Raw genomic sequence first — 8,392 nt, 5'->3', positions numbered from 1 at the left:
ATCAGCTGCGGCCTCCCCCCCGGGCAAGAGCTGACCCAGGCCGTGCAGACCTTGGGGGCCATCGCCGGGGAACGTTCCGCTTCGGATTCGTTCCGGCTTCATCACATTACTACCGCGGGAAAGGAGTTTCACGTGCATTGGAGCGTGATCCCCCATTTTTCCGAGGAGGGGAAGGTGGAGGGATTCACCTGCCTCGGGCGAAACGTCTCCGAGGAGTACCGTCTTTCCGGGGAACTGCAGCGCATGGCACTCTTCCCACTCGCGAACCCCAACATGGTTTTTCAGATCGACACCACGGGGGACATCTCCTTCGCCAATCCCAGTGCGTGGAAATGGCTCGGAGAACACGGCTTCGAGGATCTCCGGGGTCTGGAGAACCTGTTGCCGCCGAACTACAGGGAACTTCTGGAAAGGAGCTTCGCTTCGGGTGATGTCCTGAGCTTCGACATCGCCTGGAAGGACCATTTCTACGACGTGAAGCTCTCCCCCTTTTCCCGGCAGGGAACATGCATGGCGAATGTGACGGACGTCACGGAATACCGGAAGATCAGCCGGGAAAAAGAACTTCTCCACCGGGCTTTTCAGGGCGCCATTCACGGCATGACCGTTACGGATACAACAGGCAGAATTCTCTACGTGAACCAGGCCTTCGAGGAACTCTACGGCTATTCCCAGGAGGAAGCGCTGGGGAAGACGCCGCGTATTCTCAACCCTGGGCGAAAGGTCTATCGGGATCTGGGATACACGGAGGAGCAGTACGACCGTCTTTTCGGCGAAATGTGGGAGAGTATCGTCGATCCGGCAAAGGGACGATGGGAAGGAGAACTCGTCAATCGCCGCAAAGACGGAACACTTCTGTGGGTTCGTCTCTACATCAGCGCGGTGCGGGACGAGCGAGGTGAATTGACGGCCTTTCTCGGAACACCCATGGACATTACCCGAAGGGTGGAGGAGGAACGGAATACGCGGCTCGACCTGTACAGGGCTCTTGCGGAAACGGCCGAGGCGAGGGATATGGAGACCGGGGCACACCTCCTGCGGGTCAGCGCCTATTGCCGCATCGTGGGTGCCTATCTGGGGCTCGTGGGGAAGGAGCTTCTGGACCTGGAGACGTTCGCTCCTTTTCACGACATCGGCAAAGTCGGCATTCCCGACGGCATTCTCCTTGCACCACGGAAGCTCTCGCCTGAAGAGTTCGAGATCATGAAGACCCATACGACCATAGGGTACAACATTCTCCACGGCCATTCGAGCCTCGAAGGGGCGGCGGAGATCGCGCTCTCCCATCACGAGAACTACGACGGTACCGGATATCCCCGAGGGCTTGCAGGCTCCGCCATCCCGCTGAACGGGCGCATCGTGGCCCTGGCGGACGTGTATGATGCGTTGCGGAGCCGTCGTCCCTACAAGGTGCCTTGGACGCACGAGGATGCATCGGTTTTCATCCGTGCTCAGAGCGGAATGAAATTCGATCCGGCAGTGGTGCGTGCCTTTGTGGCCCTTGAGGAGGAATTTCAGGAGGTTGCCGAGCGTTTCAGGAACGAGAGGGACGTCTGAAGAATGCCGGACCGCTTCGAAGGTGTTGCCGGCATTTCTGAAAGGGGCAATGTCTCGGGGTGGAACGGAATCGGGGGGCCCGGAACAGTGACCTGAGCGGTGGAGGAACTCAAAAAAATGTCCTCCTTTTCGAGCGGCACCACCTGTCAGGGTGTGCCGCTTTTTGTTTTTCGAGGAGTTCCATCACTTTCTGGAATGGAATGAATCCATTCGGTTTGACATCTGATCCATATTTGGGTATGCTATCTTGGCGTTGTAGGTGGAGATGGCTCTTTTTGCAGTGCTCTCATCTAAAAGTTGTCTTGTTGCGCTGTGGTCGTATGGTAAATTTGCGAGGTCTCCGTAGGTGGTTCCCCCTTTTCATTCAGTTCCATTCAAATGCTGGAACGTTCCCGTTCCGAACGAGGCAACCGGCGGACACTTCGCAGAAGCATCGTGGGAGACGAAGAAGCAGAAGTATGTACCGCAGAGGCTTTTCCCCGGCAGAGGGGGAAAAGAAGGTTTTTTCTGCACTGCCGCCTCGATGGATCGAAGAACACGGAAAAAACGAAAAGAAGGTGGAACGGAGGAAGGAGTTGGTGGAATGAGAAAGCAATCCGCCGGACATCTCGTGGTGCAAAGCCTCGAAATGTGCGGTGTTGATACGGTGTTCGGCATTCCCGGCCTGCATACGCTCCATATCTACGACGGGCTGTTGCAAAGCGCTCTTCGGGTCGTCACGGCCCGGCACGAACAGGGGGCCGGGTTCATGGCCGACGGCTATGCCCGCTCCACCGGAAGGGTCGGTGTCGCCCTGGTAATCTCAGGACCGGGGCTCACGAACATTCTCACCCCCATGGGGCAGGCGTTTGCCGACGCCGTTCCCCTGCTTGTGATCTCCAGCCAGGTGCCACGGGCTTTTCTCGCCGGCAAAAGCGGTTTTCTCCACGAGCTGCGGAACAGCACGGTCATGGTCGCCTCGGTGGCCAAAGAAAGTCGTTGCATCCATGCTGCGGAAGAGATTCCCTGCGCCGTGGCGCAGGCGATGCGGACCGCCCTTTCCGGGCGCCCCGGACCGGTACATCTGGAGATTCCTTTGGATGTGCTGGGTACGGAGATCGGCGAGATCTCGTCCTTTGCGTGGCCCGGTTTCACCGCCTCGGGGCGCGATCCGAAAACCGCGCCGCCGGGCATGCGGGACCTCTCTGTTCCACCGGGCCCACCCCCTCCCGAAACCGATCTTGCCGCAGTGATTTCCCTGCTTCGCAATGCTTCCACCCCGATGCTCCTCGCCGGAGGCGGCTCCGTGACGGCAGCCCCGGAGATCGAAACACTCTCGGAACGCCTTGGTGCCCCCGTGGTCACCACAACGGCCGGAAAGGGAGTTCTCCCCGAAAAGCACCCGCTCTCCCTCGGCGCACGTCTGCATTTTCCGTCGGTCCGCAACGCCGTCGAGGAGGCGGATATTCTTCTCGCTGTCGGAACGGAACTGGCACCCACGGATCTCTGGGAGGCTCCGCTTCGCCCGAAGGGGCATCTCATTCGCATCGATACCGATCCTTCGGCACTCTCGCGCAACCTTCCCGCCCACGTTTCCCTTGAGGGAAACGCCCGAGATGTGCTGCGCCGCCTTCTCGCGGACCTGCATGTCTCCCGCCCCCCCCGGTCGGAGGCGGTCAAGGCCCTGCTCCAGTGTTCCCAAAACGAACTTGCTGCGGTAACGCGCATGGGCACGGCACTTCCCTTCATGCTGGACATGCTCCGGGGGCTTCGCATGGGACTCCCCGACGAAGGGCTTCTCGTCATGGACATGACGGGTCCCGCCTATGTGGCGCTCAGCGAATTTCCTGTTTCATCCCCCCGGTCCTTCCTGCATCCCGTCGGGTTCGGAACGCTCGGCTATGCTCTGCCGGCAGCGGTGGGAGCGAAGCTCGCCGCTCCGGATCGCCCGGTCTGTGTCTTCTCCGGGGACGGAGGGTTTCAGTTCACCCTGTCCGAGCTGGCCGTGGCCTGTCAGGAGAGACTTTCCCTTCCCGTGGTGATCTGGGACAACGGCGGTTATGGAGAGATCCGACGCAACCAGGAGGCCCGGCATCCCGGGGAATATCTGGGGGTGGATCTGTTCGGGCCGGATCTGAGGCTTCTGGCCGCATCCTACGGCATTTCCGGGGTTGTCGCCTCGTCCGGGGCGGAGTTGGCCGAAGCGGTCGCGGCTGCGCTGGGACGGGAGACGCCCACGCTTATCCGCGTGGATGCCGGCAGGGAGGTGTAGGGTATGGCACTGCATGACGTGAGGGGATTGCGCAAGGCTGTGATCGCCATGGAGGGATATATCCCGGGAAAGACCATCGCCGAGGTGGAGCGGGAGCTGGGGCTCACCGACGTGATTAAGTTGGGATCGAACGAGAACCCCTACGCCCCGTTCCCTACGGCGCTGCGGGCCATGACGGAGGAATTGCGGCGGGTGCACCGCTATCCGGACGCGACATTCACGGAGATCAAGCATCTGCTCGCGGAGCTGCACGGGCTGGATGCCTCGCAGGTGGCCGTCAGTCACGGCGCGGAGGGCATGCTCCAGAACCTGGGCAAGTGTTTTCTCGACGAGGGAGACGAGGTGATCCGCTCGGGGGTCACCTACGGCCTGTACAAGGAAATTTCCCGCCTCATGGGGGCCCGGGTGGTGGAAGTCCCGGTCCGGAACTGGCGGGTCGATCCCGATGCCATGGCTGATGCCGTGACGGCGAAGACGAAGCTGGTGTGGATCTCCAATCCGAACAATCCTCTCGGCAGTGTCTGCGAGAAAGAGGCTTTCGAACGTCTTCTGGATCGTCTGCCGGAAACGGCCTGGGTGATCCTCGACGAGGCCTACGCGGAGTTCGCGCCGCCGGAGGAGCTCCCCGACAGAGTGCGGCTTCTTCGGGAAAAACGAAACCTCATCGTCGTGCGAACCTTCTCCAAATATTACGGGCTCGCCGGGGCACGGCTCGGATACGCCCTGGCCTCCGCCGACGTTGTCACTGCCATCGACACGGTGAGCGAGCCCTTCAACGCCAACAGAGTTGCTCTGGCTGGAGCCGTGGCGCTGCTGCGCCACGGAAAAGCGGAGCTTGAGGCGGCGCGGCAGCGCATTTTCGCCGACCGGGAACGGCTGCAGCGCGCACTGGAGGATCGGGGGTGTTTCGTGGTGCCCTCCCGGGCGAATTTCGTCTTTGCGGACACACCCTACGACGGGGAATCTCTTGCCAAGGAGTTGCTTCTGCAGGGAGTCATCGTCCGCCCCTGTTCGGGATGGGGATTTTCGGGTGCGTTACGCGTCACCGTGGGGACCACGGAGGAGACGGACCGTTTTCTTCGGACCTTCGACGAAGCGGTGCCCGCGCTCGCTGAACGCTCCGGTACAACTGAAAACATGGAATGGAACGTGGTGCTTTAATGAAAAAGGAGGCAAGGTGCGGATGGTAACCTTCGAGGCGGTCTCCAAGGTTTTCACCGACGGCACCGAGGCGGTGAAGGAACTGGATCTGGATGTCGGAGAGGGAGAATTCGTGGTGCTCATCGGCCCGAGCGGCTGTGGGAAGACCACCAGTCTGAAGATGATAAACCGTCTTGAGGAGAACACCTCCGGACGCATTCGCGTCAACGGTCGGGACATCCGTTCGGTGGACCCGGTGCAGCTTCGCCGGGGCATCGGTTACGTGATTCAGGAGATCGCCCTGTGGCCCCACATGTCCGTGGCGGAGAACATCGGCATTGTGCCCAGGCTTCTCGGATGGGACAGCGGACGCATCGACGCCAGGGTCGACGAGCTGCTGGTCCTGGCGGGGCTGGACCCGGCGAAGTTTCGGCACCGTCTTCCCGACCAGCTCAGCGGAGGGCAGAAACAGCGCATCGGTGTCCTGCGGGCCCTCGCGGCGGATCCTCCGGTGGTGCTCATGGACGAACCCTTTGGCGCTCTCGATCCGATTACCCGGGACGTGCTCCAAAGCGAACTCAAGGAACTGAACAAGTCCTTGCGGAAGACCATCGTCTTCGTCACCCACGACATGGACGAGGCGCTGAAGCTGGCGGACCGTGTGGTGCTCATGCGCCAGGGAAAGATCGAGCAGATGGGATCTCCCGAGGAGATCCAGAATGCGCCCGCCAATGACTTCGTGCGCTCTTTCATCGGCGAGGACCGTCTCGCCTCCATCTCTCCCGAATCCTCGCTGGAGATATTGCTTCACGATCCGTTCCTTCGGGTTGCTCCCGGAGAAGATCCCAGGGATGTCCTGGAGCGCATGGAGGACGACGGCCTGGAAACCGCCCAGGTGGTGGATGCCAGAGGGAATTGGATGGGCATGCTCTATCTGCCGGTGCTCAAACGGACGCTCCGGAACAGGGGAACCCTTCGGGAGGCGGTGCGGCGCAACCGAAAGCTCGTCCTCGAGGAGGCGGTCATGCGGGATGCGGCGGAGATGCTCGCCGACATGGATCTTTCCATCCCCGTGGTGAACCGGGAAAACGAGTTTCTGGGCGTGGTCACCAGCGGAAGCCTGGCCAGGCTTGCCATCGGCAGGCTTTCCCGGAGCAGGAAGGAGGAGAACGCCTGATGTTTCCTCCCGAACGGACCTTCTGGGAACTCTTCGTTACCTATGTGTCGGAGAACTGGCCCCGCATCCTGGCTCTTACGGGGCAGCACGTGATGATCTCCGGCATCGCCGTTTGCATTACCCTCCTCATCTGCATTCCCCTGGGGATCTACCTCACCAAGCGAGAGAAGCTCGCCTCGGTGGTCATCGGTGTGGCGAACGTCTTTCAGACCATTCCAAGCCTGGCTCTCTTGGGGTTTCTTATTTTCGTCTTCGGTATCGGTAACGACAATGCCATCTGCGCTCTCGTGCTCTACGCGGTGCTTCCGGTGTTGCAGAACACCTACACGGGGCTGCGCAACGTCTCTCCCGTCATGATTCAGGCGGCCCGGGGCATGGGCATGACGGAGACGCAGATTCTCCTCAAGGTCCAGCTTCCTTTGGCCCGGTCGGTGATCATCGCGGGCATTCGGGTTGCCACGGTATGGGTCATCGGCACGGCAACCCTCGCTTCGGCCATCGGTGGAGGGGGGCTCGGCAAGTTGATTTTCGCGGGACTCGGTGCCTTGCGGCAGGAAGTGGTGCTCGCCGGGGCACTGCCTGCGACGGTGTTGGCCCTTCTGGCGGACCAGGGCCTGAAAATGCTCCAGAATCATTTCGAGCCTCGAAGGAGGGCGCTCCGGCTGGCGCGCAAGTATGCGGCGGAGGAGAGTGTCCGTGAGGAAAAAGATGTTCCAGGAGAGGAGATGGTGCGGCATGAGATGTGAGAACCGACGGATGTGGTGGAGCTTCGGCGTGATGGGGATTTCCCTTGTGGGGGTCTTGCTCGGTAGTCTGGTGGTACCGGCATTTGCCGAGGCGCCCAAGGACTACAAGGGAACCATCAGTATCGGCGGACAGCCCTGGAACGAATCGAACATCCTCGCCAACATGGCGAAACTTCTGGTGGAGGCTCACACGGGGCTCAAGGTGAACTTCAATCCCGACTTCGCGGGTGTGGCGGTGCTCCACGAGGCCATGCGGAGCAACCAGATCGACATCTATCCCTGCTGGACAGGGTCCCACCTGATCGGCCTGCTGCGTTACGAGGGGCCGACCCTGGGGCGCGACGAGGCTTACGCTCTCGTCAAGAGTGAATTCGAGAAACGGTACGACATGAGCTGGGCCAAACCTCTCGGCTTCAACAACACCTATGCCATGGCGGTGCGCCGGGAGACCGCGGAGAAGTACGGCCTGAAGAAGGCATCGGACCTCGCACCTTTCGCGAAGCAGTGGCGTCTCGGGGGGGATTCTAACTTCGACTCCCGTTATGATGCCTATCCTGGATGGAGCAAACACTACGGAATTTCTTTCAAAGAAGTGCTTCCCATGGAATATGCCCTCATGTACAAGGCCATCGAGGCAGGGGAAGTCGATGTCATCGCCGCCTATGCCACGGACTCACGTATCAGAAAGCTCGACTTGGTGATCCTCGAGGATGACAAGGGTTTTTTCCCGGATTACAGCGCCTGTTTCGTCATCAACCGGAAGACCTTCGCGAAATATCCGCAGTTGCTTGATATTCTTGAAAAGGTGAGCGGCCGCATCGACGAGGCCACCATGACGGAGCTGAACTATCAGTTCGACGAGGGCATGGAGGCGGAAAAAGTGGCCCGGGACTTCCTCGAAAAGGAAGGACTCCTCTAGGAGGCGGGAACGTGGAAAAGACTCCGGGATACGCGGGATGCGAACTCTGGGTGGATCTGGCGCGGAAGACGGTGACGAAACATCCCCTTCGGAAGGACCTGCGCGGGTGTATCGGCGGTGCGGGCTATGCGGTCCGATGCCTTCTGGAGCATCAGCCCCCCCGCCTCGACCCCTTGCACCCGGAGAGCCTACTCCTCTTCGCCACGGGGCCGCTGACGGACTCCCGCGTTCCCGGAGGGGGAAGTCTGGAAATCTGCTGCACCTCTCCGCTGACCGGTGCCTGGGGGGAGAGCCGCATGGGGTGCGATGCGGGCATCGCCCTACGAAAAGCCGGTGTGGACGTGCTCGTGGTGACCGGTGCCGCGGCGGAACCGTGCGTGCTTTTTCTGGACGATGGAAAGGTCTCCTTTCTTTCCGGGGCAGCGCTTTTGGGAAAGACGACCCTGGAAAAAGAGCGTCTTGTGGCGGAGATGGTGGGAGATCCCTCCCTGCTCGTCCTCTCCATCGGTCCCGCAGGAGAGAATCTGGTCCGTTTCGCCTCGGTGATGCACCGCCACCGGGCGGCGGGACGAATCGGTGTTGGGGCCGTCATGGGGGCCAAG

7 protein-coding genes are annotated in these 8,392 nt (G+C 60.9%); all 7 read left to right on the top strand.

The genetic code is table 11. The annotated features are described in order from the left end of the window. Window positions 1-1,557 (top strand): HD domain-containing phosphohydrolase (locus Q1K49_RS04945; RefSeq protein ID WP_300523474.1); only part of this gene is annotated, 1,557 nt, incomplete at its 5' end. 583 nt (window positions 1,558-2,140) lie between these two features. Further along, window positions 2,141-3,808: a 5-guanidino-2-oxopentanoate decarboxylase gene (locus tag Q1K49_RS04940; protein ID WP_213694328.1), complete on the top strand. Its 1,668-nt coding sequence runs from the start codon at window positions 2,141-2,143 to the stop codon at window positions 3,806-3,808. Window positions 3,809-3,811: 3 nt separating this feature from the next. Beyond that, entirely contained in the window at window positions 3,812-4,969 is a 1,158-nt protein-coding gene (gene hisC / locus Q1K49_RS04935) for a histidinol-phosphate transaminase (RefSeq protein ID WP_213694329.1), read from the top strand. Window positions 4,970-4,991: 22 nt separating this feature from the next. Further along, entirely contained in the window at window positions 4,992-6,125 is a 1,134-nt protein-coding gene (locus Q1K49_RS04930; RefSeq protein ID WP_213694330.1) for a betaine/proline/choline family ABC transporter ATP-binding protein, read from the top strand. Next, window positions 6,125-6,871 (top strand): ABC transporter permease, encoded by a 747-nt coding sequence (locus Q1K49_RS04925; protein WP_213694331.1) that lies wholly within the window; start codon window positions 6,125-6,127, stop codon window positions 6,869-6,871. Before Q1K49_RS04930 ends, Q1K49_RS04925 begins: the two co-directional genes overlap by 1 nt. Beyond that, on the top strand, window positions 6,861-7,790 hold the full coding sequence (locus tag Q1K49_RS04920; RefSeq protein WP_300523468.1) for a glycine betaine ABC transporter substrate-binding protein: 930 nt from the start codon (window positions 6,861-6,863) through the stop codon (window positions 7,788-7,790). Before Q1K49_RS04925 ends, Q1K49_RS04920 begins: the two co-directional genes overlap by 11 nt. An 11-nt stretch (window positions 7,791-7,801) precedes the next feature. Next, window positions 7,802-8,392, top strand: a 591-nt coding sequence (locus tag Q1K49_RS04915) for an aldehyde ferredoxin oxidoreductase N-terminal domain-containing protein (RefSeq protein WP_300523465.1), incomplete at its 3' end; no start/stop codon positions are given.

It is taken from the genome of Aminiphilus sp. (assembly GCF_029975095.1).
Taxonomy (GTDB): domain Bacteria; phylum Synergistota; class Synergistia; order Synergistales; family Aminiphilaceae; genus Aminiphilus.
This window is presented reverse-complemented; position numbering and strand designations above follow the sequence as displayed.